The 26,226-nt window shown below is 67.6% G+C and carries 23 protein-coding genes and 2 pseudogenes; 10 read left to right on the forward strand and 15 right to left on the reverse strand.

Translation table 11 applies throughout. The features are described from left to right. Positions 1-134: 134 nt before the first annotated feature. Both ppk1 and Q664_RS41390 read right to left on the reverse strand, forming a co-directional pair. Complete coding sequence (gene ppk1 / locus Q664_RS41385) at positions 135-2,294, reverse strand: polyphosphate kinase 1 (protein ID WP_043409447.1); 2,160 nt, start codon at positions 2,292-2,294, stop codon at positions 135-137. 53 nt (positions 2,295-2,347) lie between these two features. After that, positions 2,348-2,893, reverse strand: a complete 546-nt coding sequence (locus Q664_RS41390; RefSeq protein ID WP_052519324.1) for a hypothetical protein — start codon at positions 2,891-2,893, stop codon at positions 2,348-2,350. A 331-nt stretch (positions 2,894-3,224) separates the two neighbouring features. On the opposite strand from Q664_RS41390, the gene Q664_RS41395 reads away from it, so the two are divergent. Continuing rightward, positions 3,225-4,331, forward strand: a complete 1,107-nt coding sequence (locus tag Q664_RS41395) for an MBL fold metallo-hydrolase (protein WP_052519325.1) — start codon at positions 3,225-3,227, stop codon at positions 4,329-4,331. Positions 4,332-4,369: 38 nt separating this feature from the next. Here the strand turns inward: Q664_RS41395 and Q664_RS41400 are convergent, their stop codons facing one another. From Q664_RS41400 to Q664_RS41410, 3 genes are all read right to left on the reverse strand, one after another. Next, positions 4,370-4,942 (reverse strand): GNAT family N-acetyltransferase, encoded by a 573-nt coding sequence (locus Q664_RS41400; RefSeq protein WP_043409450.1) that lies wholly within the window; start codon positions 4,940-4,942, stop codon positions 4,370-4,372. Between the two features lie 12 nt (positions 4,943-4,954). Continuing rightward, positions 4,955-6,340, reverse strand: a complete 1,386-nt coding sequence (locus Q664_RS41405; protein ID WP_084610790.1) for a cytochrome P450 — start codon at positions 6,338-6,340, stop codon at positions 4,955-4,957. A 97-nt stretch (positions 6,341-6,437) separates the two neighbouring features. Then, on the reverse strand, positions 6,438-6,809 hold the full coding sequence (locus tag Q664_RS41410; protein WP_043409453.1) for a VOC family protein: 372 nt from the start codon (positions 6,807-6,809) through the stop codon (positions 6,438-6,440). Between the two features lie 165 nt (positions 6,810-6,974). Here Q664_RS41410 and Q664_RS41415 point away from each other — a divergent pair, with 165 nt between their 5' ends. Then, positions 6,975-9,059 carry a lipase family protein gene (locus Q664_RS41415; RefSeq protein WP_043409456.1) on the forward strand — a complete coding sequence of 695 codons (2,085 nt, stop codon included), beginning with the start codon at positions 6,975-6,977 and terminating at the stop codon, positions 9,057-9,059. A 20-nt stretch (positions 9,060-9,079) separates the two neighbouring features. Here Q664_RS41415 and Q664_RS41420 read toward each other — a convergent pair whose 3' ends face one another. Together Q664_RS41420 and Q664_RS41425 are read right to left on the reverse strand one after the other, a co-directional pair. Beyond that, positions 9,080-9,886 (reverse strand): pentapeptide repeat-containing protein, encoded by an 807-nt coding sequence (locus Q664_RS41420; RefSeq protein WP_084610792.1) that lies wholly within the window; start codon positions 9,884-9,886, stop codon positions 9,080-9,082. Positions 9,887-9,918: 32 nt separating this feature from the next. Next, positions 9,919-11,091 carry a macrolide family glycosyltransferase gene (locus Q664_RS41425; RefSeq protein ID WP_043409459.1) on the reverse strand — a complete coding sequence of 391 codons (1,173 nt, stop codon included), beginning with the start codon at positions 11,089-11,091 and terminating at the stop codon, positions 9,919-9,921. 89 nt (positions 11,092-11,180) lie between these two features. Here Q664_RS41425 and Q664_RS41430 point away from each other — a divergent pair, with 89 nt between their 5' ends. Continuing rightward, positions 11,181-11,786, forward strand: a complete 606-nt coding sequence (locus tag Q664_RS41430; protein ID WP_043409462.1) for a hypothetical protein — start codon at positions 11,181-11,183, stop codon at positions 11,784-11,786. Positions 11,787-11,807: 21 nt separating this feature from the next. Here the strand turns inward: Q664_RS41430 and Q664_RS41435 are convergent, their stop codons facing one another. After that, complete coding sequence (locus tag Q664_RS41435; protein ID WP_043409547.1) at positions 11,808-12,182, reverse strand: VOC family protein; 375 nt, start codon at positions 12,180-12,182, stop codon at positions 11,808-11,810. A 161-nt stretch (positions 12,183-12,343) separates the two neighbouring features. Then, positions 12,344-12,535, reverse strand: a pseudogene (locus Q664_RS62415) (HTH domain-containing protein); the annotation flags it as partial. A gap of 74 nt (positions 12,536-12,609) precedes the next feature. Between Q664_RS62415 and Q664_RS41440 the strand changes: the two are divergent. Next, complete coding sequence (locus Q664_RS41440) at positions 12,610-13,590, forward strand: MBL fold metallo-hydrolase (protein WP_043409465.1); 981 nt, start codon at positions 12,610-12,612, stop codon at positions 13,588-13,590. Position 13,591: 1 nt separating this feature from the next. Here the strand turns inward: Q664_RS41440 and Q664_RS56970 are convergent, their stop codons facing one another. The 4 genes from Q664_RS56970 to hutH form a co-directional block, all read right to left on the reverse strand. Further along, on the reverse strand, positions 13,592-14,158 hold the full coding sequence (locus tag Q664_RS56970) for a hypothetical protein (protein WP_052519327.1): 567 nt from the start codon (positions 14,156-14,158) through the stop codon (positions 13,592-13,594). A gap of 41 nt (positions 14,159-14,199) precedes the next feature. Then, a complete protein-coding gene (locus tag Q664_RS41450) occupies positions 14,200-14,994 on the reverse strand; it encodes a hypothetical protein (protein ID WP_043409467.1) in 795 nt (264 codons plus the stop codon). 6 nt (positions 14,995-15,000) lie between these two features. Then, on the reverse strand, positions 15,001-16,230 hold the full coding sequence (locus Q664_RS41455; protein WP_152622640.1) for an AAA family ATPase: 1,230 nt from the start codon (positions 16,228-16,230) through the stop codon (positions 15,001-15,003). Between the two features lie 225 nt (positions 16,231-16,455). Continuing rightward, on the reverse strand, positions 16,456-17,982 hold the full coding sequence (hutH, locus tag Q664_RS41460; protein WP_043409472.1) for a histidine ammonia-lyase: 1,527 nt from the start codon (positions 17,980-17,982) through the stop codon (positions 16,456-16,458). 157 nt (positions 17,983-18,139) lie between these two features. Here hutH and Q664_RS41465 point away from each other — a divergent pair, with 157 nt between their 5' ends. From Q664_RS41465 to Q664_RS63075, 3 genes and pseudogenes are all read left to right on the forward strand, one after another. Then, a complete protein-coding gene (locus Q664_RS41465; RefSeq protein WP_043409475.1) occupies positions 18,140-19,369 on the forward strand; it encodes an aspartate kinase in 1,230 nt (409 codons plus the stop codon). Between the two features lie 3 nt (positions 19,370-19,372). Next, the gene (locus Q664_RS41470; protein WP_043409478.1) at positions 19,373-19,756 is read left to right on the forward strand and encodes a ComEA family DNA-binding protein; all 384 of its coding nucleotides are present in this window, start codon (positions 19,373-19,375) and stop codon (positions 19,754-19,756) included. Between the two features lie 36 nt (positions 19,757-19,792). Further along, positions 19,793-19,891 (forward strand): annotated as a pseudogene (locus tag Q664_RS63075) (zinc-ribbon domain-containing protein); the annotation flags it as partial. 119 nt (positions 19,892-20,010) lie between these two features. On the opposite strand, the gene Q664_RS61725 reads toward Q664_RS63075, so the two are convergent. Continuing rightward, positions 20,011-20,181 carry a hypothetical protein gene (locus Q664_RS61725; protein WP_235217081.1) on the reverse strand — a complete coding sequence of 57 codons (171 nt, stop codon included), beginning with the start codon at positions 20,179-20,181 and terminating at the stop codon, positions 20,011-20,013. 213 nt (positions 20,182-20,394) lie between these two features. Here Q664_RS61725 and Q664_RS62420 point away from each other — a divergent pair, with 213 nt between their 5' ends. From Q664_RS62420 to Q664_RS41485, 3 genes are all read left to right on the forward strand, one after another. Next, complete coding sequence (locus Q664_RS62420) at positions 20,395-21,999, forward strand: hypothetical protein (RefSeq protein WP_268811444.1); 1,605 nt, start codon at positions 20,395-20,397, stop codon at positions 21,997-21,999. Positions 22,000-22,173: 174 nt separating this feature from the next. Continuing rightward, positions 22,174-23,364, forward strand: a complete 1,191-nt coding sequence (locus tag Q664_RS41480) for a glycosyltransferase family 2 protein (protein WP_043409484.1) — start codon at positions 22,174-22,176, stop codon at positions 23,362-23,364. A gap of 4 nt (positions 23,365-23,368) precedes the next feature. Further along, positions 23,369-25,006 (forward strand): tetratricopeptide repeat protein, encoded by a 1,638-nt coding sequence (locus Q664_RS41485; protein ID WP_160174614.1) that lies wholly within the window; start codon positions 23,369-23,371, stop codon positions 25,004-25,006. Between the two features lie 6 nt (positions 25,007-25,012). Here the strand turns inward: Q664_RS41485 and Q664_RS41490 are convergent, their stop codons facing one another. Beyond that, positions 25,013-26,224: an MFS transporter gene (locus Q664_RS41490; RefSeq protein ID WP_075207662.1), complete on the reverse strand. Its 1,212-nt coding sequence runs from the start codon at positions 26,222-26,224 to the stop codon at positions 25,013-25,015. Positions 26,225-26,226: the final 2 nt, after the last annotated feature.

Here is a 26,226-nt window from a genome sequence, read left to right on the forward strand (position 1 = left end):
CCGCTCTCCGGGGGGCCCAACACAATCGTTCGTCCGCCCGCCGCCGCCCAGCCCCTCCGTCCGTCTTCCCGCGAGCCACTCCATTGGATGCTTGCAGGTGCAACAGAAATGGAGAGGCCGGGAAGCGAGGAAGGTCAGGACAGGGGCCGTCCCGTGGAGGCCTGCGCCATGCGCACCGCGCGATCCATCAGCTCGCCCTGGGACCAGCGCTTCTCGCCCTCCAGTGCGCGGCGTTTCCACGTCCCGTCCGCGTCGAGCACCCAGGCGTGGGTGTTGTCCGAGAGGCTCCGGTCGAGCAGATCCCTCACCTGGGCGAGCAATTGCGGCTCCTCCACCGGGGTGAGGGCCTCCACCCGGTGGTCCAGGTTGCGGGGCATCAGGTCCGCCGAGCCGATGTAGCAGCGAATCCCACCACTGCGCTCGAAGAGGTAGATGCGGGAGTGCTCGAGGAAGCGGCCGAGCGTGGAGACGACGCGGATGTTCTCCGAGACGCCGGGGACGTTGGGGCGCAGGCAGCAGATGCCGCGCACGTTGAGGTCCACCTTCACCCCGGCGCGCGAGGCGTCATAGAGGGCGCGGATCATCGCCGGGTCCACCAGCGCGTTCATCTTCATCTGGATGCGGGCGGGGCGCTCGGCGGAGTGCTCGGAGAGGGTGCGGCGGATCTGCTCCATCAGGCCCTCGCGCATGTTGATGGGGGCCACCAACAGCTTGCGGAAGGACTTGGGGCGGGCGAAGCCGGTGAGGAAGTTGAAGAGGTCCGCCACGTCCGCGCCGATCTCCGGATCCGTGGTGAAGAGCCCCAGGTCCGTGTAGAGGCGGGCCGTCTTCGAGTTGTAGTTGCCGGTGCCCACGTGGACGTAGTGGCGCACGCGCTCGCCCTCGCGGCGGACGATGAGGATGGCCTTGGCGTGCGTCTTGAGGCCGGGGATGCCGTAGACGACGTGCACCCCCGCCTCCTCCAGCGCCAGGGCCCACTGGATGTTGGTGCGCTCGTCGAAGCGCGCCTTGAGCTCCACCATGCACACCGCCTGCTTGCCCCGCTCGGTGGCGCGGATGAGCGCGGGCACCAGCGGCGACTTGTCCGAGGTGCGGTACACCGTCTGTTTGATGGCGAGCACGTCCGGATCCTCCACCGCCTCCGTGACGAAGCGCTCCACCGAGGTGGCGAAGGACTCGTAGGGGTGATGGACGAGCAGATCCCCCCGCCGCATGGCCGACATCACCGTGCTCACCTCGCCGCTGTCACTCTCCGCCTTCAGGCGGGGCTGGGTGACGGGCGTCCAGGGAGGATCCCTCAGCTCGGCGAAGCCCGGCGTGGACACCACGGACATCAGGTCCGTGTAGTCCAGCAGCCCCTGCTCCTCGTAGACCTGGCGGGGCTCCAGCGCGAGCGCCTCGATCAACGGCTCGAGCATCTTGGGGCTCATCCCCGCCTGCACCTCCAGGCGGATGACGTCGCCGAAGCGGCGCTGGCGCAGCTCCGTCTGCACGGCCACCAGCAGATCTTCCGCGTCCTCGGACACGGTGAAGTCCGCGTCGCGCGTGACGCGGAACAGCCCCCGGTCCAGCACCTCCATGCCGGGGAACAGCGCCTCCAGGTGGTGGGCGATGATGTCCTCGAGCGGCACGAAGGTGGTGCCCCCCTTGAGCGGGACGAAGCGCGGCAGCAGCTCCTTGGGCACCTTCACCCGGGCCACGTTCTCCGTCTCCGTCACCGGATCCCTCAGCAGCACCGCGAGGCTCAGGGAGAGGTTGGAGATGTAGGGGAAGTGCCGGCCCAGGCCGATGGCCAGCGGGGTGAGCACGGGGAAGATCTGCTCGCGGAAGCGCTGCTCCAGCAGGGCACGCGCCTCGGCGTCGAGCTCCTTCATGGAGAGGATGCGCAGGCCCTTCTCGGCGAGGGCGGGGCGCAGCTGGCGCTCGAAGCAGTCGCTGTGGCGGCGGCCCTGCTCGAGGATGCGGTCGTGCAGCTTGTCGAGCGTCTCGCCCGGGGTGGCCCCGTCCGGCACCAGGCGCGCCACGCGGTTGCGCACCTGCTCGTGCAGGCGCGCCACGCGAATCATGAAGAACTCATCCAGGTTGCGCGCGTAGATGGCGCAGAACTTCACGCGCTCCATCAGCGGCACCGAGGCGTCCTCGGCCAGTTGGAGCACCCGGTTGTTGAAGGCGAGCCAGGACAGCTCGCGGTTGAAGAAGAGGCCGCTGTCCGGCACGTCCGTTCCGGGCGGGATGATGTCCCGCTCGACGGGCTTGGTGGTGTTGTTCCGGCTGGAGGGTGTGCGCTTGGGCATGTCCGCTCTCGGGTTGACGAGGGGAGCGGTGTATCAGGCGGTGCCGCGTGAACCTACAGGGAGGCGGCGTGCTCGTCGTGGCTCGGCGGGACCCAGCCGCGCGAGGGGGTCCGCTGGGGCGCCGGCTTCAGCCCCCGGCTCTCCATGGCATAGGACTGCTCGGGGGCGCGCGTCTCCAGCAGCCGTGCCAGGCACTCCGCGTGATCCGCCACGGACAGCACGCAGATGTCGAACCGGTTGCCGGCCTCGTCCTGGCGGACCACGGCCCAGCCATCCAGCGGCAGCGGCTCCAGCATGTCCGCCCGCCACAGCACGTGCTCGGTGGACAGCCCCAGGTGCTCCAGCGCGTGCTCGACCTCCAGGTGCTTCATCCACAGCACGGCCTCCCGCGCGCCGTCGCGGGGGAGATCGATGAGCACCTCGAGGCCACACTCCCCCTGGTACTCCCACCGGTAGCGGGGGCCCAGGCCATCCCCCTCGTCGTCGATGGCGAGCGGGGGTCCCAGGCGCTGCTCGAGCTCTGCCCTCGAGATGCTCAGGGTGCAGGCCCGGTGCTGCTTCCTGGAGAGGACGAGACGGTTCGTGGCGAGCGGCTTCATGGGGGTTCTCCTGTCGTGGAAGAGAAATCTGGTGCCGCTACCCGGGAGCGCCAAGCGGGCAGGCTTGAGATCGTTCAGTTCAGCAAACGCGCCGGACCTGATCTGTTCACCCGTCGAGGGCCCACCGGAAATGGGATGACATGTCCCACTTCTGGGAAGCGCACGCGGCGGGGATGGCTCCCACCCGGGTGGAATTCCTCGGTGGCGCCTCGGGGGAGGGGCGCCGTGGACTGGCATCCTCCTTGCGTCGCCAGCTTCCTGCCCGCGCACCGCGCCACCCGGATCGATCCGGTCATCGCGCTCAGGAACGATCAGGTTAGAAACGCCCCCCATGAAAAGAACCCTGCCGCGCCGGTTGCTGCTGTCCCTGGCCGGGGTGTTGGCCTTCATCGTGGGTGGCGTGGGCGTCGGCGGCTGCATCTTCTCCGCTCCGACGTGGAAGGGGCCGAAGACGGACCATTTCGATGGGGAGCGCTTCATCAACCTGGAGCCCCGGGAGCAGAAGGGGAGCTTCCTGGACTGGCAACTGAACCGGAAGCCGGCCCCGTGGAAGGAGTGGAACGATGTGCCTCCTGGCCCGCCTCCACCCGAGCGCGTGGCCCGCGGTGGCCTGCGGGTGACGTTCATCAACCACGCCACGGTGCTGCTGCAACTGGACGGGCTCAACATCCTCACGGACCCCATCTACAGCGAGCGCTGCAGTCCGGTGTCCTTCGCGGGGCCCAAGCGCGTGCGGCCGCCGGGCATCCGCTTCGAGGACCTGCCGCCCATCGACGTGGTGGTGCTCAGCCACAACCACTATGACCACATGGACGTGGCCACGCTGCGGCGGCTCCAGGAGAAGTTCCCCGCGATGCGTATCTTCGCGGGCCTGGGCAACCGTGCCTTCCTCGAGGGCAAGGATCTGCGGCAGGTGACGGAGGTGGACTGGTGGCAGGAGTTCCCGCTGGGTCCGGAGGTGACGCTGGTGAGCGCGCGCACCCAGCACTTCTCCAACCGGGGCTTGTTCGATCGCGGCGGGACGCTGTGGACGGGCTACGTCTTCCGGGGCCCGCATGGGGCCACGTACTTCGCGGGAGACACCGGCTGGGGCCGGCAGTTCGCCGAGGCCCATGAGCGCTTCGGGTCCATGCGCCTGGCGGTGCTGCCCATCGGTGCCTACAAGCCCGAGTGGTTCATGTCCCCGGTCCACGTGTCGCCGAGCGAGGCCGTCCAGGCCAGCGTGGACCTGGGGGCGCGCTACAGCGTCCCCATGCACTACGGCACCTTCCGGCTCGCGGACGACGGCGAGGACGAGCCGGTGGAGGACCTGAAGCGCGCGCTGGTGGAGCGGGGAGGGCAGGCCCCCGAGTGGTGGGTGCTGGGCTTCGGCGAGGGGCGGGACGTTCCTCCGGTGCAGGAGGCCCCCGCTCCAGTGGTGCCCGCGCCCACGCCGTGAGCGCGGCGCTCCGGGCCCTCACGCCCAGGAGCGCTCCTTCACGAGGCGGCGGAATCCGGCCGCCACTCCGGCCGCAGCAGCCCGTACAGCACCGCGTCCTGGATCTCTCCGTTGAGGAAGTAGCGCTGACGCTGGAAGCCCTCGCGCTGGAAGCCCAGGCCCTCGAGCACCCGGATGGAGCCCGTGTTGCGCGGGTCCACGTCCGCCTCCAGCCGGTGCAGCTCGAGCGTGGTGAAGCCGAACTCCACCACCCGGGCCACCGCCTCGCGCCCGTAGCCGTGGCCCCAGTGCGCGTGGTTCAACGCGTACCCGAGACTCGCGCGCCGGTGCTGCCCGCTCAGCTCCGCCAGGGTGCAGGTGCCGATGATCCGATCGTCCTCGCGCCGGGCATAGCCCCACTGGAAGAGCGAGCGCTCGGCGAAGTGCTGGTGGATGTTCTCCAACAGCTTCTCCGCCTGGGCCCGCTCGGTGTACGCGGACCAGCTCCAATAGCGCGTCACCTCGGGGTGGGAGAAGAGCTCGAAGAGCGCGGGGATGTCCGCCTCCGTCATCCAACGCAGGCGCAGGCGGGGCGTCTCCAGGGTGGGCAGGGTCGAGGCACCGGTGAGCATGGTTCCTCCAGCTTAGAGTGCGTGCGCCTTCAGGTGCACCCACACCCCATTCTTCGCGCGGATGCTGGTGCCAATATGCACCTGGGCTTCCCGTCCCGGAACGGCGGACACGTCGTAGCGCTGGGCGATGCGGGCGAGGATGTGCTGCCCCTCCATCAGCGAGAACTCCTTGCCGATGCACATGCGTTGGCCGGCGCCGAAGGGCATCCACGCCTGCTTGTGCCGCCCCTCGGAGCGCTCCGGTGTGAAACGGTCTGGCTCGAAGCGCCGCGGCTCCTCCCAGACGTCCGGGTGGCGGTGGATGAGGTGCGTGAAGACCACCACCATCTTCCCCGCCGGAACCTGGTAGCCGTCGATCTCGTCCTCCTCCGACGACGTGCGGGGAATCCAATACGAGGGCGAGTACAGCCGGAGTGCCTCCTGCAACACGTTGCGGGCGTAGCCGAGCTGACGCAGATCGGCGAAGCCGGGCACCCGCTCGCCCAGCACCTCCCGCACCTCCGTCCGCAACCGCTGGAAGGACTCGGGGTGGCGGGTCATGAGATGGAAGGCCCAGGCCAGGCCCACCGCGGTGGTCTCGTACCCGGCGACGAAGAGCGACACCGCCTCGTCGCGAAGCTGCGCGTTGGTCATCCGCTCGCCCGACTCCCCATCCACCGCGTGCAGCAGCAGCGAGAGCAGGTTGTCCTCCTCGGCGCTCCGCCGTCCCCGCTCGATGACCCGCATGACGACCTCGTCGATGTACCGGAGCTCCTCCCGGTAGCGGGCGCGGCCCGGGACTGGCAGCCATTCGGGCAGGGACTTCGTCACCATCCCCTGCATCATGTAGTCGATGATGTAGGCCATCGCCTGGCCCACCCGCTTCGCTTCGTCCGCCTCCAGCCCGCTGCCAAACATCGCCCGGACCATCACGTTCATGGTCATCCGCGAGAAGGCCTCGGCGATGTCGAAGGGCTCGCCCGTCCGGGCCGCCTGCTCCCAGCCCGCCAGGCTCTCGTCGATGGCCGCCACCATCTTCTCCGTCAGGGAGATCAGCCGCTGCTGGTGGAAGGCGGGCTGGATCATGCGCCGCTGCCGCTTCCAGAAGTCCCCCTCGCTCACGGGCAGCCCGTTGCCCAGGAAGGTCCGTATCGACTCCCAGATGGCCCCGCCCTTGAAATACTTGCGCGCGTGATCCACCAGGACGTGCTGTGTATGCCGTGGGTGGCTCAGGATGATGGCGTCGGTGAAGCCGAGATCCAGGGTGAAGATGTCGCCATGCCGCTGGTGGGCCGCCTCCAGGAAGTCGAGTCGCCCCTTCAGCAGCGCGGGCAGTGCGCCGAGGATGGGAATGCCCGGCACCTTGGGTGGAAAGGGAAGTGCCGGCTGCTTCAAGACCGCGGATCCGTCATGGCTCATGGAATGTCCCCCCGATACTTCGTGAGTGCACCAGCGTGGCGTGCCGTCATCCAAGCATAGCCCCAGGTCCACGCGCACAGGGGCCCGGGGGGATGGCCTATGGGGACGCGGGCCCGTGGTAGACGGCCTCGATGTTGTGACCGTCGGGGTCGATGACGAAGGCGCCGTAGTAGTCCGGGTGGTAGTGCGGGCGCAGGCCCGGCGCGCCATCATCCCTGGCGCCCATCTGCAGGGCCTTGGCGTGGAAGGCATCCACTGCGGCGCGGTCCTTGGCCATGAAGGCGATATGGGTGCGCGGGTGGGGGTCCTGCGAGGGGCCGATCCAGAAATAGGGCTTCTGGTCGTCGCCGTAGCCGCCGGCCTCGGGGAACTCGAGGAGCATCCGATAGCCGAGCGTCCCGAGCACCGCGTCATAGAAGCGCTTGGACGCGGCGTAGTCCCTCACTCGCAGCATGATGTGGTCGAGCATGCCGCCGCTTTAGCACACCGGTGTTCACACGGTGCTCGCCGAGCGCGGCCCTGGGCCTGTCTTCTCGTGGGTGACGGCGTGCGCTAGGCTGCTGGTGGTCGTCCTGATGTCCTTCTCAGCTCAGGATGCTCATGGGAGCGGTACACGCCCGGGGGAGAGCTCGTCATGTCGCAGGAGAACGTCATCAACATCGTGGTGTTGGTGAGCGGTACCGTCGATCCGGTCAACATGGATCCGGTGCTTCGCTCCGTCAGCTACCCCACGCCCAGTCTCGTGCCCCTGGAGTCCTCCGGAGCGAAACAGAAGGCTGCCCAGAAGTCCGCGTCCGCGTCGAAGACGGCGAAGGACAAGAACTGGTACTGGGAGGAGAACTGGGAGTTCAACAACGCTCTCTTGATACTGCGCCAGCAGTACACCAACCTGCACATCTTCGAGGCGCACGGCTGGACGGGCGACAACTCGGTGCAGGCCCGGACGATCTCCGGGGCCTACCTCGCCAACCGGCTCTGTGGCGCCGAGGGCGAGCCCGCCTTCTACCAAGGCCACCTCAAGAAGAAGGTCCACTTCCACTTCATCGGTCACTCGCACGGCGGCAATGTCATCAACGAACTGACCCGCCAGGCGGCCAAGGTCTGGCCCAAGCAGTGGAAGATTCGCACCATCACCTATCTGTCCACGCCCTTCTTCACCCGGTTGCACCAGGTGGACACCACCGCCTTCGACGACGACTGCAAGATCATCAACGCCTTCTGCAAGTACGACATCACCCAGCGGGTCATCGCCGACTTCTCGATGCACCCGATGACGGATCTGATGAAGGCCGCGGGTTCCGAGGAGATTGGCTGCATCGCCAGGTGTCTGGCCAGGGACGTGAAGGCCACGCCCAAGCTCTTCAAGGAGCTCCTGACCTCGGTGAACGTGTCGTTCCTGAAGGAAGGAACGAGCTCGAAGGCCTGGAAGACGTTGCGGGACAACCTGAAGGACGGCGTCGACTGGGATGACCTGCGGGGCGTGGGCGGTGCGCTCGTGGATGACATGAAGAAGGTGGACATCCGGGTGGCGCATTACGGCCTGGCGGAGGCCAGACGGTTCTACTCCCATGTCCTTGGCCTGCTGTCGCGGCTCCATGACATCTTCACGAAGCTGCGCGAGGCCGTCACCATGCTCCGGGATGGCTTCACCTACGAGGTGCACAAGTCGGTGCACCCGAGCAAGAAGATGACCCGAAAGGTGTTGAGCCCCGCCACGGCCGCGAAGTTCATCCAGGAGCTGGATCGGCTGGAGGGGGGGCTCAACAAGACGAAGGCGGCCTTCACGAAGCGCTTGAGCAAGGACAGGTTCCCCGCCCTGGGCCTCGTCCAGGACATCCACGTCGTCGAATTCCTCAAGCCGTTGATCACCTTCCTCTCCGTGGATTCCAAGACCCTGCGTGGGCCGCTCTGGGACTTGCTGGCCTCGGTGCTCGGCGAGCAGGTCGATGTGTTCGACAACACGAGCGCTACCCCGGTCAAACAGCTCGCGGGAAAGGTGAACTCCAAGGGGCGGGCCTTCACTGTCGTGCCCGTGGAGGTCACCCGCGCGGATCACTACACCCAGGTGAGGGATGCGGCGCGGTACGACGTGGTGTTCAACAAGTTCGTCAAACGCCTGGAGACCATCGAGGAGCAGCTCGCGGGGAAGGATTTGCGCACCGCCCGGCAGCCTCTGATGGAGCTCCTCTTCACGCTGGTGGCGCACCTGGAGCCCGTGCGCGACCTCTTCGACTTCCCCATTGATGCCGAGTATGTGGGCTGGTTCAGCACCGCGATGAAGGCCACCATCGCTTGGAAGAAGTTCTGGCGGCAGACGAGCGAGTTCGAGCTGGAGCTGCTGCGGCTGTTGACCGTGGCGCTGGAGTACGCCGTCATCATCAAGGCGCGGAACGTCGGGAAGCTGGAGGTGGACGAAGCGCAGATTCCGACCGCTATCAAGCCCCTGTACGTGGCCAGGCCCGCGGTGAAGGATGCGGCGCAGTCCGTGAAAAAGGCCGTAGCGGAGGGAAGCTCGGCGCAGGTGGCGTGTGACTGCGGCAAGCACGCGCCGAAGGCACTGCAGCCAGAGGCGGGAGGAGAGAAGCCGCTGAAGCCCCTGCCTGGCAGCATTCCGTACTTCGCCATGGTGGCGCACTCCACCAGCCGGCAGACCCTCCACGACGGCGTGAAGACGGCGCTGAAGCAGCAACTCACTACCTTGAGCAAGTCAGGGCGCTGAAGGCCGGGCCCAGGCGGTTCTCACCGGGGCGCGGGGTGGCAACTGCCCTTGGCGCGAGAGGTGCACTTGTGCCCATCTTCCCAGGTGGCGTCGTACAACCGGGCCCCCTGGAGTTCCACGTCCTTCAGGTTGGAGTGTGTCAGGGTGGCGTCGCGCAGGTCGGCGTCCCGGAAGATGGCTCCCTCGAGGTTGCTCCGTGCCAGAACGGTGAAGCGGAGCTTCGCCCCGGTGAAGTCCGCACGCACGAGCCACGCGCCTCCGGCTGGCACGGAGTAGGCGTGCCAGCGCTCGCTGGGACGGTAGGAGCCGCCCATACCCGTGAGGCTCGCTCCCTCCAGATTGACGCCGCGGAGGTTGGCCCCCTCGAAGTTGGCCGAGGGCAGCTCCGTCACCTTGCGCAGGTCGAGTCCTTCCAGGATGGCGCCCTGGAACTGCGCGGCCCCGAAGGAAGCGCCGTCGACCCGCGCGCCCCGCAGGTCGGCCCCGCGTGCATCGGCACCTCCCAGGATGGCGCCACTCAGGTCGGCGTTGCGAAGGCGGGCCCGGGCCAGCTTCGCGCTCTCCAGTGTCGCGCCCGCCAGCCGTGCCCCTTCCAGGTCCGCCCCCTCGAGCTGGGCGCCCGTGAGATCGCAGCCAGCGCACTCCCGCGTCTCCAATAGCCGCTGGACGGACTTCAGCAGCGCCTTCTGTTGGCGCTCCTGCTCGGACTCACCGCGACACGCCGACAGGGCGGACCCGGACAGCAGCAGCAGGAGAAGCAGGTGTCGCCGGTGGTGACGAGGAGCCATGGCCTCGGAGTCTACCTGTTCTCGGACGTGAGCGAACATGATGCACCCACTCGCACCCGGAAGGGCTCACATCATCTCGATGAACGGGTGAGCTCGAGGATGGCCTCGACGGCGCGGCGGTAGCCTCCGGAAGCGCGGACCTCCTGCTGCATCGTCCGCACCTTCTCCCGGAACGCCGGCTCGCTGGAGAGCCGTTCCACCGACTGACGGAGCTGCTCCACCGTGACGGTCTCCTTCTCCAGGGCCAGCCCCAGTTCCAGCTCGGCGACCCGTTGGGCATTCAGGGGCTGCTCCGCCATCTGTGGAATCACCACCACCGGCACGCCGTAATGGAACGCCTCCATCAGGCTGTTGGCACCGCCGTGGGTGACGAAGACCGACGTGCGCTCCAGGACCTCCAGCTGTGGGACGGAGGGGCGCACGAGGAAGTTGTCCGGGATGGGTCCCAACTGCGCCGCGTTCACCGCATGCCCCGTTGCGAGCACCACGCGCCAGGGCGTCCCGCCGAAGGCCGCGAAACACATCCGGTAGAAGTCCGGCCAGTTGTTGAAGACCGTTCCCAGCGAGATGTAGAGCACCGGGCCTCCCTCGAGATGCGAGAAGGGGAAGTCCCCGGTGTCTCCGCGCGGCTGGATGGAGGGGCCCACGAAGACGAAGCGCTCGTCGAAGGTGTCGCCCTGGGGCTGGAAGGCGCGCGGCACGCAGACCAGGTTCAGCGGCTCCGCGTGGTTCAGCATGCGCGGAATGTCGAGGGGCGGCAGGCCGTACTCCTGCATCAGCGCCATCAGTTCCTTGCTCGCCTGCTCGAACACTCCCGGGAACAGCGCCGCCCGGTTACGCATGAAGGCCGCGAAGGGGCCGGTCGGGCTGCCGTTGTTGGCCACGGTGGGACGGAACGAGATGGCGGGAATCCCCAGGAGCTGGGCGGCCATCCGTCCCCAGAGGCACATGGGATCATAGACCGCGTAGTCGGGACGCTCGGCGCGCACGGCCTCCAGCACCTGGGGGAGCACGTGGCGGCTCTCTCCCGCCATGCGGGCCGGGAGGAGTCCCACCCCTCCTGGTCTCTCCAGCGTGCTGTCGTAGCCGTGGAACCGTCCGCCCGCCCGCTCGACCTGGGGTCGGAACGCCTCGGTGAGGTAGTACGAGATCTCCTCGCCTCGATTCACCAGCTCCCGCACCACGGGCAGCGTTGCGTTGACATGCCCGTGCAACGGGACGTTGAAGAAGACTCCTCTGGCCATGCGCGACCTCCGTGCCTGAGAGCGGCCTGCCTCCTATACACCCTCCCGGACACGTCCCGGGGTGGTTTGGGGAGGTATACGAGAAGTTCGTGGAGGCCGTTCATGAGGCACTCAATGAGCAGTGGAAGAAAGCCATTGAGGTCGAGATACGGACCGTCGCCGACCTGGTGAGTCTCTACAACACCACGGGAAACAAGGTGCAACTCCAGGAGGCGGAGACGCTCTCCGTGAAACTGGTGAACGACATGGAGGTCTACGGCGCCTCGCTCGTGGCCAACTATCTGACGGGCGCCGGACTCCAGTTGCTCGTATTTCAACAGCAAGCACTCATTGCCCCCGAGCCGGGCGGGTACGAGAAAGCGATCAAGGAGCGCGCGAAAAGATTCTCGGAATGGGCGCTGAAGAGTCGAGAGACGGTGATCGCCGATCGGCTGTCGAAGATCACGAAGGTGGGGTCGGAGAAGGTGGGGACCACCCAGGGCTGGGGCTTCGAGGAGCGCGCCACCGGCCAGAAGTGGTGGTACCCCGATATTCCTGGGGCGGGCAAGAGCGGCAAACCGAACGCTGATCGGGCGCACGCCAACCACGTTGCGAACGTCAATGCCGCGATTGTCGCAACGACGCAACCCGTGCTCAGTGTGACCGCGGAATGGCGAAAGCTGATTGACCAGCCATTGCCCCCTCATGACGCCTGAGGCCGCACACCCGGGAGCCCGCTAACGCGGATTGTTGGCGAGGACGAAGGGGCGGAGGCGATGCCCGCCCGGGTCCTCGACCACGAAGGTGAAGCCGAAATCCATCTCGGTGGGCTCCTGCACCACCTCGAGGCCGAGCCGGGTCCACGCGGCATACGTCGCGAGGACGGCGTCCTTGCTCTCCTCGCTGAACGAGATCTCGATGCCGCCGGCGGGTTTTGGTGCCGGCTTCACCTCGTCAGCGAGCCAGAGACCGATTTTGAGGCCGGTCGGCAGCACGTAGAGAACGAAGGTCCTGGACTTCTCGACCGGCTCGCGGCCGAGGAGCTTCGAATAGAGCTCGGCGCTCTTGAGCGGATCACGGACGGCCAGCAGCAGGTAGTTGAGGGTACGCATGGGCATCTCCATCGGGTGGATGGGGATGGTGTGCACCCGGGGACTGTCAGTTTCCGGCAGCAGCGGGAATGTTCTGCCGGACCCGCCATTCCTTGACCAGCTCGGCACGGCGGCGCGGATAGCGCTCGTCCTTCGGCTGGACCGACTGGACCCTGGATATCGGCGCCCTCTGCCTGGAGCGTCGCGATGTCGCGATAGAGGGTGCGGATGGAAACGCCGAGCTTCTCGGCCAGCGCCGGGCCGGTGATGGGCGCGCGGTGGCGGCGCAGCAACTCCATGAGCGCGAGCAGGCGGGAGGCGCGGGACATGAGGGGAGGGTAGCGCAAACGGCCCACCATCGCGGGAGGGGGCATAAAAAGGATCGCGCGCGACCCGGTCGCTTCTTATCTAGTGCGCCGCGCTTTTCATCCGGCACCTGGAGACCCCCATGACGATTCGCACCCGTTTCTTGAACACCCTTGCCGTCGCGGCCCTTACGGCCACCACCGGCGGAGGGCTCATGCTTCCCGCCGCACAGGCCGCCGCGCCACAGGTCAAAACCCAGGCCCCGGGCTTCTACCGCATGATGCTGGGCGACTTCGAAATCACGGCACTGTCCGATGGAACCATCCCCCTTCCAGTGGACAAGCTCATGACCAACACCCGGCCCGGTCAGGTCGAGAAGCTGCTGGCCGCCGCGTACGTCGGCCAGCCCGTCGAGACCTCGATCAATGCCTTTCTGATCAACACCGGCGCCCGGCTGGTGCTGGTGGATACGGGCGTCGGTTCCCTGTTCGGCCCGACTGTTGGCAATCAATTGCTCACCAACCTGCGGGCAGCGGGCTACCAGCCGGAACAGGTCGACCTGGTACTCATCACCCACATCCACGGCGACCACGCGGGTGGGCTGATGGCGGGTGACAAGCGGGCCTTCCCCAATGCCGTCGTGCGTGTGGACAAACACGATGCCGACTACTGGCTCAGCACCGCCAACCTGGAGAAGGCTCCGGACGACAAGAAGGGGGCTTTCCAGGGGGCGATGGCGTCACTCAACCCGTATGTCGAAGCGGGCAAGCTCCAGACCTTCGATGGAGATACCGAGCTGGAGGCCGGAATCCGAGCCATCGCGGCCCGGGGCCATACTCCCGGCCACAGCTTCTACGCCGTGGAGAGCAAGGGGCAGAAGCTGGTGCTGTGGGGTGACATGATGCATGTCGCCGCGGTGCAGTTCCCCGAGCCGTCGGTGACCATCCAGTTCGACACCGACTCCAAGGCGGCGGCGGCCCAACGCAAGAAGGCCTACGCAGAGGCCGCGAAGCAGGGTTACTGGGTGGGAGTCGCCCACGTTCCGTTCCCGGGAATCGGCCATGTGCGCGCCGATGGAAAGGGCTACGACTGGCTCCCCGTCAACTACAGCCTGGGCCGGTGAGTCAGGCCTGCCAGTAGCGCAGGGCGTACTCGAAGATGACCCTGGCGAGCGCCTCCTCCAGGGAATGGGTGTCGGCTCGCAGCAACTCCCCCGCCAGCCGAGCCCCCGACACGAGGACCGTGTAGGGCCCGCTGTCTCCCGGCGCGGTCCGCTCGCCATCCCACTTCACCAGCACGACGGCACCTTCCTGACGCATGCGTTCGAGCAGCGGCAGGACGGGGTCGACGCCTGACCAGTCCTCTGGGATGGGCTCCAGGCCGAGCTTCGGGAAGAGGGTGGTGATGACTCGCCGGTAGGCCTGGGCCCTGGCGTCCCGTGTGTTCCCCTCGGTCTGTTGGATGAAGTCCGCGTACATCTCCAGGTCGTCATGGAGCCGCCGGTTCGCCTTCGCCATCGGGGCCCACACGGGGTGCCCGGCGGTCACGTGCTTGGCTTCGCCCAGGGGCAGGCCGAAGACCTCGTGGATCGCCTTGATGCTGTGGACGATGGGCAGTCCCGCGTCATGCAGGAAGACGATCGACTCGTCCAGAGAGAGACCGGCCCGTGCCCGCTCGCGCAGAGTCGCCACTGTAGTCTCGTAATGCATGCTCCGAGCATAGCAGCCCAGGTTTAGACGTGTGGCCCGCCATATCCGAGCGCTTCAACCAGTGCGGAGCAGGCTCGAAGTCGCTCGACGGATTCGAAGAACGACCGTTCGGCAAGCCACACCTCTTCAGCCGGGAATGTCTTGGCGAGAGCTTCGTTATGAAGATCACCCACGCATGTCAGGGCCTCATGCTTGGGTCGCGAGACGTCATCGAGGAGCTTCCTGTCTACGGCCCACGACTGAATGCGCAGCACGTGCGCCTCGGAATCGTGGCGTTCCTGGCAGTGCACGAGAACTTCGTTCGTTGACTGATAGAGCCAGGACTCGATGCTGTAGCAGGGGGACAGAACGAGAAGACGCTTCAGCGCAAGCTCAATTTGTTCGGCCGTCAGCGTGGGTCGTGGGCGCTGAGGACCGAACCGCGGAGCCGGGACTTCACCGCGCAGGATGTGACGCACTCGCTCTCGGATGAGCGTCTCGAACTTCTGGCGGTTCTCGCTGTTGTGGCGCTCGGCCCACACGCGGTCGGTATCGAAGTGGAAGACAACGAATCCCGCCGGTTCCACCAATCGGGTTGCGATCAAGTCGAGGAGGCGAATCGTCTCGATGGTCGGCGGCTGCTCCTTCCATTGATTGGCACGAACAGCGAGGAGCGCGCGCTCGTTCTCGGGCAGTGGTTCGAGCCGGATACGATTCGGATTCAGGTCGACGCTCCCATCGACAAGTTTGAGCGCCTCCTTCAAGAGTTTCTGGATCGTTGGCTGGGCCTGACCACCAGAGTCCTCGGTCAGGACGAGGATACGGGCACGGACTTCCATGATGTGTCACCAGAGCCCCTTGGTGAGCAGTATGTCCGAGACGCGCTGGATTCCCGTCTGATACGCCGAGAAGAAGGATTCGGCTTCCTCCTCGGTGGGATTGCGCCAGATGAGTTGTGGGCCGGGTTTACCACTGGCTCGCTCGCAGAGGATGAATGTGCGACGAACCTCCTCGGCGCTGTCGAAGCGCAAGAAGTCGAGCAACAGTGGGTTCTGGCTCGTCAGAAAAGCTTGCCGATCACCAATTTCGTTCAGGCATGCGGAAATCCACTCGTGATGAAGGCCGTTCACGAGTTCGTCTGCGACGATCATGTCCTGCGATGCGTCTGCGTGAGCAAAGAAGGAGAGCAATCGCTTTTGACCATAGCTGAGCAGGTCATGAGATACTTCCTCGCCAGGTCGTTTGAAGAAGAACCGGAGGTTGCTCAAGCGTACAATTTGTTGGCTTGGTTCTGGGCTGAGGCGTTCGACATCGAATCGAGCGCTCGCGGATTCGTAGCCAAGCACGCGCGCGGCACGCTCTAGAAACTCCAGTGAGAACGTCGCTGATGTGCCCTCTGGCATTGAGTCCGAAAGCATTTCGTACATCGAGCGCGGCACGTTCTCGATATTCCACGTTGAGCTCTTGCTAGAGCCTTCTCTCGTCACTTCTAGATCAATCAGCGCGTCAAGTCGATCAAGACTTTCGTCCATGCGGCCTGCGCTTCCGATCCGAGATGAATTGATCTCTTCCATCAACTCATGTGTCGCGGAGTCCTGCTTGGTACTCAGTAGAGCGAGGAAGAACGATGCGAAAGGTGATCGGAGCATGAACCGCAGCTCTACACTGCTTTGCTGACCTGCTCTTTCGAACGTGACTTTGTTTGGGAGCACCTTGGCTTTTGCGACTACCAAGCCATCCTTCTCAAAAACGAACGAGTCGGTTTGTTGGAGGTTGGAGAACTCTGCTCGCATCGGCCGACCCGGCTCGGTGGGGAGTACCAGCTCATCCACTCGGGTTCTCGTGATCGTGTGCTCGAAGTCGAGCGACGTGCCCGAAACACGATAGCTTACATCGAGCAGGTCATCCCGGAGAGCCTTGTCTGGAGTCCCAACCACTGTTGACAGCAAGCGAAGCAGGGTCGTCTTCCCAGCCGCGTTCTTGCCGAGGAGCACATTGAGACCAGGACGGAACTCGAGTGTGGTCGGAGCAACGTTCCGAAACTTCTTGATCGAGAGCTTCGTCAGCTTGTTCATCGTCCAGTCCTGCACCAGAGCGCCACGAGGAATGGCGCGGCTTCAGGACCGGAACACACGCATCCAGGCGGGTCAAGGATGCTGACGTCTCAAGGTCACGAGCCGCATAGGGGTTGAGCCCGCGGCCATGTTGTGGCGGAAACAGCATCTGAGCGCGCTGGCACGCTCTCACCCGGAGTCTGGGGCGGCGGGCTCAATGCCCACCGCCCTGGTCCGTGGACGTGACTACGCCGTGGCGGCGCGCACCACCCGGAACAGCTCGCCCGAGTCGATGAGCTCGCAGACGGCCTCGATGTCGCGGTGGAGCTCCCGATCCTTCTCCATCGTGGGCACGCGGCTGCGCACCAGCTCGTGCGCGGCGCGCGGGCCCCGGCCCGCCTTCACCGGCAGCCGGAAGTCCAGCGCCTGGCTCGCCACCAGGATCTCAATCGCCAGACACGTGCGCGTGAAGTCCGCCACCTGCCGGCCCTTGAGCGCCGCCGTCATGCCCATGGACACGTGGTCCTCGCGGCCCGCCGAGGACGGAATCGAGTCCACCGAGGCCGGGTGGCACAGCACGCGCGACTCGGCCACCAGCGCCGCGCTCGTCACCTGGGCGATCATGAAGCCCGAGTTCAACCCCGAGTTCTTCGCCAGGAACGCCGGCAGGTTGGACAGCGCCGGGTTCACCAGCTGCTCCACGCGCCGCTCGCTGATGGACGACAGCTGCGTCAGCGCCATCGCCGTCACGTCCATGGCCAGCGAGATGGGCTGCCCGTGGAAGTTGCCGCCCGAGACGATCCGGTTGCCCTCCACGAAGACGAGCGGGTTGTCCGTCGCGCTGTTCACCTCGACCTCGAGGATGCGCCGCGCGAAGGCGAGTCCCTCGCGGGCCGCGCCGTGCACCTGCGGCATGCAGCGCAGCGAGTACGGGTCCTGCACCTTGCTGCAGTTGATGTGCGTCTCCACCAGATCACTGCCCACCAGCAGCGTCCGCAGGTGCGCCGCGCACGCCTTCTGACCCTCGTGCGGACGCACGTCCTGGATCTCCGGGATGAAGGGCTTGTGGCTGCCCAGCAGGCCCTCCAGCGTCATGGAGCCGGCGATGTCCGCCAACGTGGCGAGCGACTCGGCGCGCAGCTGGAGCAGGGTGCCCACGGCGCACATGGCCTGCGTGCCGTTGACGAGCGCCAGGCCCTCCTTGGCCTCCAGCACCACCGGCTTCAGCCCGGCGCGCTCCAGCGCCTGACGGGCCGGCATCCGCTGGCCCTGGTAGAAGGCCTCGCCCTCGCCGATGAAGACGAGCGCCAGGTGCGCCAGCGGCGCCAGGTCTCCCGAGGCGCCCACGCTGCCGCGCTCGGGCACCACCGGCACCACGTCCTTGTTCAGCATGTCCAGCGCCAGCTGCAGCGTCTCCAGGCGGATGCCCGAGAAGCCCTTGGCCAGCACGTTGCACCGCAGCAGCAGCAGGGCGCGCGCCTCGGGCAGCGGCATGGGGGTGCCCACGCCCGCCGCGTGCGAGAGGATCAGGTTGCGCTGCAGCTCGCGCAGATCCTTCTTGTCGATGCGCACCTCGGCCAGGGTGCCAAAGCCGGTGTTGATGCCGTAGGAGGGGGTGTCCCCGGCGGCCACCCGGTCCACCAGATCGCGCGAGGCCTTGACGCAGGCCTCGGACTCGGGCGTCAGCTGGACGATCGCCTCGTTGCGGGCAACCTGCAGGATGTCCTCCAGCCGGAGGGTGTCACCATCGATGAGAAGGCGGGGGCGGTACATGTCGGGAGCTCCAAGCAACGGGTGCGGCGGTACGGCCAAGAGCGCACCCCTATACCCCAACAGGTGGCGGTGTGCAGCCCGTCCGCTCAGGGAGCTTTTGACAGCCGGGGGGCCACCTCACTAGCTTGACGCGCCGTTCCAGGAGGAACCAGCCAACGTGGCCTTGATCGTCCAGAAGTACGGCGGAACCTCGGTCGGCGATACCGATCGGATGAAGAACGTGGCGCGCCGCTGCATCGCGGCCCAGAAAGCGGGCAACGACGTGGTGGTCGTCGTCTCCGCGATGTCCGGAGAGACCAACCGTCTGTTGAAACTCGTCTCGCAGATCACCGACCGGCCGAGCGAGCGTGAGCAGGATGTGGTGGTGGCCACCGGCGAGCAGGTGTCCATCGGCCTCGTGGCCCTGGCCATCCAGGCGCAGGGCGGCCTGGCCACCAGCTTCCTCGGCTACCAGGTGCAGATCGTCACCGACAGCATCTTCTCCAAGGCGCGCATCAAACGCATCGACGCCGAGAAGATCGTCGAGGCGCTCAAACAGAAGCACATCGTGGTGGTGGCCGGCTTCCAGGGCCAGGACGAGCAGGGCAACGTCACCACCCTGGGACGCGGCGGCTCGGACACCACGGCGGTGGCGCTCGCCGCGGCGCTCAAGGCCGACGCCTGTGAGATCTACACGGACGTGGACGGCGTCTACACGACCGATCCCAACGTGTGCCCCGCGGCGCGCAAGCTGGATCGCATCTCCTACGAGGAGATGCTCGACCTGGCGAGCGTGGGCGCCAAGGTGCTGCAGATCCGCTCGGTCGAGTTCGCGATGAAGTACAAGGTGCCGCTCTGGGTGAAGTCCTCCTTCACGGACGACCCGGGAACTTTGGTGTGTGAGGAGGACAAGTCGATGGAGAACGTGGTTGTCAGCGGCATCGCCTACGACAAGAACGAGGCGAAGCTCGCCATCAGCGGCGTGCCGGACGTGCCGGGCGTGGCCGCGAGGATCTTCGGGGCGCTCGACGCGCAGAACATCGTGGTGGACCTGATCGTCCAGACGGCCTCCCGGGAGGGCAAGACGGACCTGTCCTTCACGGTGGGCAAGACGGACCTGGTCAAGGCGAAGGAAGTCGTCGAGCGGGTGGCCCGCGAGGTCAACGCCGGCAGCGTGGAGACGGACGGCGACGTGGCCAAGGTCTCCATCGTGGGCGTGGGCATGCGCAACCACTCGGGCGTGGCGGCCAGGATGTTCCAGATCCTCGCCGCCGAGGGCATCAACATCCAGCTCATCTCCACCTCGGAGATCAAGGTGTCCTGCCTCATCCAATCGAAGTACACGGAGCTGGCCGTCCGGGCGCTGCACACGGCGTTCGGGCTGGACAAGGCTCCCGCGGCGAGCTGAGCGGTGAACCGGACGGGGGCACTCGCGGTGGCGGCGCTCGGGCTGTTGGGCCTGGGCGTGCTGGCACGCGGCCGCTGGCCGGACTCCACGCCCGCGCTGGACTGTGAGCCCGGCGCGGTGCGTGTGGTGGAGGGTGTCGCGGTGTGCGGAGAGGGCACCGTGCCCTCCGCCGCGCAGCGCCTGCTGCTGGGGCAGCGGTTGGATTTGAACGCGGCCTCCGAGGCCGAGCTCGCGAAGGTGCCCGGAGTGGGGCCCTCGCTCGCCCGGCGCCTCGTGCGGGCCCGTGAGGCCGGGGGCCGCTTCGCGTCCTGGGAACAGGTGGCGGAGGTGCCGGGCGTGGGCGCGGCCCGGTTGGAAGCCCTCCAGGCGACAACGGAGTTACGGTAGGCGCCAGCGCCCCAGGGCGTGTGGTAGATACCGTGTGTGGAGATCGCCTGCCCCCAGTGCTCGATGCAGTACGCGCTCGACCCCCGGTTGCTTCCGCCCGGGGGTGTACCGGTGCAGTGCACCCGTTGCAGCCACGTCTTCATCGCCACTCCGCCGGCCTCGGCGGCTGCCCCGGCTCCCCAGGCCACTCAGGCGTTTGGCGCGGTGCCGCAGCCGCGCCCGGCGACCCAGCCGAACCTGAACGCCACGTTGATCTACGGCGATAAAAAGGGCGGCACGCCGCCCACCTCGGGGACGCAGGTGTTTGGCGCGGTGCCCCAGGTGCCGCCCATGGCGCCCGTGGCGAAGCCCGCGCCCTCCGCCGGGACGCCGCCGTCCGCCATGACGACGCAGGTGTTTGGCGCGGTGCCCCAGGTGCCGCCCATGGCGCCGGCCCCGAAGCCCGCCCCGCGGCAGCGAAGCCCGCGCCCGCCGCGAAGCCTCCACCCGCCGCGAAGCCTCCACCCGCCGCGAAGCCCGCGGCAGCGAAGCCCGCGCCCGCTGCCAAGCCGCCACCCGCCGCGAAGCCCGCGCCGGCCGCGAAGACTCCGGCGGGTGCGGCTCCTCCCATCGCCACGGGGACCCAGGTGTTCGGCGCGGTGCCGCAGCCGCAGCCTCAGCAGCCGGCTCCCTCCACGGCGCGGTTCCTGGAGCTCGACATCGAAATGCCCGAGCCCCAGGCCGCTCCGCGTCCCCAGCCGGCCCGGCCTCCCTCCGCCTCGACGACGCCGCCTTTCGGCTCCCAACCGCAGATGGCTCCCGTGGCCAGGCCCGCGGCGGGCCCGGCCCCCACCGGGGCGACGCAGGTGTTTGGCGCGGTGATGGAGCCGCCGCCCGTGGCCGCGCATCCTCCGGGCCTCCAGCTCCGGGCTCCGTCCCGGGAGACCCCCGCGGTCCCGGCTCCTCCCGCGCCCGTGCCCGCGGCCGAGCCCGTGGTGGCGGTCGCCGCGCACACGCCCATCGAGCTTCCCGAGGAGATCCTCGAGCAGCTGAACCGACCGATCGATGATCTGAGAGCGGAGGCGGCTCAGGCTCAAGAGAACAGGGCCTCCGTGGCGGGAGCGCCGCCGGGGCCGTCCAAGCCCCTGGAGCTGCCGCTGGAGGCGCTCGAGCACGCGGTCGAGACCGTCAACAACCCCGGGGGCCGCGGCAAGAAGGCTCCCGCGCCGGGCCGCAAGGGCCGGGGCCTGCTCATCGCGGGGGGCGTGCTCGTGCTCCTGCTGACGGCGTTCCTGACCTCGCCAGCCTGGCGCTCGAATGCCCACGCCATTCCGCTCGAGGCGCGGGTGGCCCGGGACGAAGCGCTGGTGGTGCTGCGCCGGGACGATGCGGCGTCGAAGGAGGACGCCCTGATCCGGTTGAAGGCCCTGTCCGCCGCGAACCCCCAGAGCGTCGAGCTCCTGGGGGAGGTGGGCATCGCGCTCGCCACCCATCTGGACGACACCCAGGTCCGGGTGGCCACGCTCCGGCAGAAGGTGGAGGGGCTGAAGACCGAGATCGCCCGCCTCCGCCTGAACCAGACGCCCGCCAACTGGCAGGGCCTCGTCAACACGAGGGGGGATGAGCTGTCCAAGCTGGAGCAGACCCTGACGCCGCTCGAGGAGCGCGCCGCGGTGCTCTCCAAGGAAGCCGTGCAGGTGTTGAAGCAGCTGGCGGCGGCTCCCGAGAAGGAGGAGCCAGCGCCCGCCCTGGCGCGGCTCAAGGCCCAGGCCCTCATGACGGGCGTCATGGGTGGGGGCGATGCTCCCGGCATGGCCGTGAAGCTGGCCCAGGCCGGGCTTCAGGACTGGAGTTCGCTGACGCTGGCCGAGTACGTGCTCAACTCCGCCAACCCCGTGATGAGGAACGTCGAGCAGTCCTTCAAGGCGGTGGTGGCCATGCGCGAGGCGGACAACTCCAACCTGCGGGCCTCCATGCTGGAGGCGCGTATCGCCCTGCTGCGCAAGGATGCGGCCACGGCGAAGACGGCGCTGGACACCGTCATCACCCTCAACCCCAAGCACGAGCTGGCCCAGCAACTCCATGCGCACGCCGAGGAGATGGAGAAGCAGGCGGCCGAGCCCGTGACGCCGCCCGCGCCCCAACCCCAGGACACGCCCGAGGTCGTCCCGGCTCCCGAGGGGGACACCCCGCCGGCACCCACTCCCGAGGGCAGCCCCGCGACCGAGGCCAGCCCCGCAACCGAGGCAAGTCCCGCGCTTTGAGCCCGGCCAGGCACCGGCTGTTCCCAGGGAGGGAAAAGAAGTTCCCACGCCTCGGGATGATCCGGGTGCTTGCGCTATCACCCTGGAGGACAGGGTCCGCTCCGGACCGCGGTACGAGCCTTGCTTTGGCCTGACCCGAGTCAACATGCGTGGATGGTCGGGGAGGCAGGGGTGATGGCGGAGCTGGTGTTCTGGTGTGCCGCGGTTCTGTTGGTGCACACATACTTTCTCTACCCGGTGGTGCTGTTCGCCCTGGATGGGGTGGCGCAGGTGCTGCACAACGTGCGCTACATGCGCTCGGGGGCGGACCGGCGCCGCGAGGAGCAGCAGGCGAGCGAGCTGCCCCGGGTGAGCCTGGTGGTGGCGGCCTACAACGAGGCGAGCTGCATCGACGAGAAGCTGCGCAACAGTCTGGCGCTGGACTATCCGGCGGGGCGCTTCGAGGTGCTGATCGGCTCGGACGGCTCGACGGACGGGACGGATGAGCGGGTGTTGCGGTGCACGGACGAGCGGGTGCGGCTGTCGGCGGCGCCGCGCGGGGGCAAGACGTCGGTGCTCAACCGGTGCATCCCGATGGCCAAGGGCGACATCGTGCTGCTCTCGGATGCGAACACGATGATCGAGCCGGAAGCGGTGAAGCGGCTGGTGCGGCACTTCGAGAACCCCGAGGTGGGGGTGGTGTGCGGGCAGCTGCGGCTCTACAACCCGACGAAGGCCGAGTACGAGGAGAGCACGTACTGGACGTACGAGTCGCTCATCAAGTTCTACGAGGGCAAGCGGGGCGCGGTGGTGGGGGCGAACGGAGGCCTGTACGCCATCCGGCGCTCGCTGTTCAACGCGCTGCCCCCGGCGACGATCGTGGACGACTTCGTGATTCCGCTGCGCATCCTCGAGAAGGGCTACAAGGTGGTCTACGAGCCCGAGGCGGTGGCGCACGAGGAGACGACGGAGGATTACGGCAAGGAGTTCGGGCGGCGGGCGCGCATCGCGGCGGGCAACTTCCAGAGCCTGAGGATGGTGCCGGGGCTGCTCTCTCCGCTGTCGGGCTTCCCGGCGTTCGCGTTCTGGTCGCACAAGCTGCTGCGCTGGTGCGCCCCGGCGCTGATGGCGCTGGCGCTGGTGGCCAACCTCTTCCTGGTGAGCAGCCCGTTCTACAAGCTGACGCTGGCGGGGCAGGTGCTGTTCTACGGGTTGGCGTACCTGGGGAAGAAGGGGCTGCTGAAGGGGCCCGCGCGCCGGGTGGCGTCGGTGGCGTACTACTTCGTGACCATGAACCTGGCGATCGTCGTGGGCTTCTGGCGGTTCCTGAGGAACACGCAGCGGGCGGCGTGGGATCGCACGGCCCGGGTGCCCTCGTCGTCGTAGTGGCTTGACGCTCTCCACCCCAGGTGGGACGGTGCCTGGGGTGGAGCCGTCCGGATTCGTCCTCGAGCACAATCAACGCCTGTCGCGCTCGCTGCTGTGGAGCTGCCAGCGGGCCTTCTACGAGCGGCAGGGAGTCGAGGCCTGGCGCCGGGGACTCCTGCCGGGTTTCATCACCAGCAACCCCGTCATCGGCCGGGCCTATGCGCAGGTGGTGCTCGGATGGATGCGGGACTGGTGCGCGGCTTCCCCGAGGGAATCGGGCCAGCCCTTCCATCTCATCGAGCTCGGAGCCGGGTCGGGGCGCTTCGCCTTCCACTTCCTGGAGGCCTTCCGCCGGTTGCACGCGCGCTCGCGGCTGCGGGACGTGCCCTTCCGGTACGTGATGACGGACCTGCCCGAGCGCAACCTCGAGTTCTGGCTGTCCCATCCCCGGCTCCAGCCCTTCCTGGACGAGGGCCTGCTGGACGTGGCCCGCTTCGACGCCGAGCACGATGAGCAACTGGTGCTCCGCCGCGGTGGCACCGTGCTGGCGCCGGGCACGGTGGCGAATCCGCTGGCGGTGGTGGCCAACTACTTCTTCGACAGCATTCCGCAGGACGCCTTCTCCGTGCATGACGGCGTGCTCCACGAGTGTCTCGTCTCGGTGTCCTCACCGGGTCCCGGGCCCGAGGTGGAGGCGGAGGACTTCCTGGAGCAGGCGGCGGTGTCCTTCGAGGACCATGAGGTGCGGGGTGCCCGCTACGGAGACGCGGAACTGGACGGCATCCTGGAGGACTACCGGGAGCGGCTGGGCGACGCGACGTTCCTGTTCCCCTCCACCGCGCTGCGGTGCCTGCGCCGGCTGCAACGGCTCTCGGGAGGCCGCCTGCTGTTGCTCTCCGGGGACAAGGGCCACGCCAGCCAGGACGAGCTGAGCGATCGCTCGTCCGGGGTGAGCCTGGTGCGGCACGGGGGGGCTTTCTCGCTGATGGTGAACTACGACGCCATTGGCCGGTACTTCCGCCTCCGGGACGGGCAGGTGCTGCGGCCCATCCACCGTCACGTGAGCCTGCACGTGGGGGCCTTCCTCCTGGGCCAGCCGCCGGACGGATATGGCGAGACGGAGCTGGCGTACGAGGAGGCCATCGAGCGCTCGGGGCCAGACGACTACGCCACGCTGCTCGGGCGGATGGAGCAGTACCACGAGGAGATGACGCTGGAGGAACTCCTGGCGCTCCTGCGCTGGAGTGGCTGGGACTCTGGCCTGCTGATGGCGATCTTCCCCTCGTTGCTGCCGCGGGCCGAGGCCGCGGACGAGCCACTCCGGCAGGAGGTGTGCTGGGCGATCCAACAGGTGTGGGAGGCGGACTATCCGATCGGCGGGGAGCAGGACGATCTGGCCTACCACCTGGGGATGCTGCTGTACGTGATGGAGCGCCCGGCGGAGGCCCTGACGTTCTTCGAGCACTCGCTGCGGCAGTACGGCGAGGCGCCCGGCACGTACTACAACCAGGGCATGTGCCACGTGCGCCTGCAACAGGATGCGCGGGCGCGGGAGTGTTTCGAGCGGGCGTTGACCCTGGACGAGGACTTCAGCCAGGCCCGGGAGATGCTCTCGGAGCTCCAGCATGCTCCCTCTCCCTCTGGGAGAGGGCAGGGGTGAGGGTCGTCACCCGCGGCTGCTCTTGCGAATCGCGGCCGGGAGCGCGAGCCCCGTGACGAGGGTGGCCACCGTGCCTCCAATACCAGCCACCATCAACGTCACCGGAGCGGAGGTGGCATCGAGCAACAACCCGCCGCCGACATAGGACAGCGCGGCGGCGACGCCAATGGCGCCGTAGAGATTGCCAAAAACGCGGCCGAGCAGCTCGGGAGGGACGAGGCGCTGGAGCAGGGTGTTGGTGGCGACGTCCATGGCCGCGATGCCGGCTCCGCGCACGGCCTGCATGGAGAACGCGGCGGAGACGGCCCAGGCCAGCCCGGTGAGGAGGTTGCCGATGCTGCTCACGGCGAATCCGAGCAGCAACATCACCACCATCGACGCCCGCGAGCCGTATCGCGCCAGCAGCGCATAACCGGCCAGCAGCCCCAGACCGACAGCGCCCAGGAGGAGCCCGACGGCCGAGTCACCGGCGCGGAGCGTCTCCTTGGCCAGGACCACGAGGGCGACATCATCGACGCCGTTGAACAAGACGATGGCGAAGAAACCCAGGGCGATGACCCGGACGGCGGGGGCCGACAGGATGTAACCGAGGCCGAGCCTGGCATCGTGGAGGAGTGAAGGCCGTTCCCGCTCCCCGGAGGACGCGGGAGGGAGGGACGGAAGCGAAGCGAGCAGTGCCGCCGACACGAGGAACGACGCGGCATCGACGAGGAGTACTCCGCGGATGCCCACGAGGGGAAACAGCGCCGCCGCGAGGAGCGGCCCGAGGGCCTCGGAGGCATTGGTTCCGAACCCGAGGGTGGAGTTCGCGGCTTCCAGCGAGTCACCGGGCACCAGGGCGGGCACCGCCGCGCGGGAGGCGGGCAGGAAGACATGTCCGGCGATCGCACGGGCCGCCACCAACACCAGCAACAGGGGCAGGGGAGGCATCGCGAGCGCGATGAGGAGGAGCAGCAGCCCCTGGAGCAACTCGCAGGAGATCATCACCCGTTTGAGGTCGAACCGGTCGCTGATGGCACCGGTGAGCGGGCTGAACAAGGCGGGAGCGAGGTCACCGGCGAGCAGCAGCAGGGAGACGGCGAGGGCCTGTCCCGTGGTGCTGGCGACATGGAGCATGAGCGCGACCAGACTGAGCGAATCCCCGGCGAAGGAGATGACTCGCGCGGACCAGAGGGAGCGGAACGGCCGGTTCTGGCGCAGGAGTTGGAGGGCGCCCATGG

This window comes from Archangium violaceum Cb vi76 (assembly GCF_000733295.1).
GTDB classification, from domain to species: Bacteria; Myxococcota; Myxococcia; order Myxococcales; family Myxococcaceae; genus Archangium; species Archangium violaceum.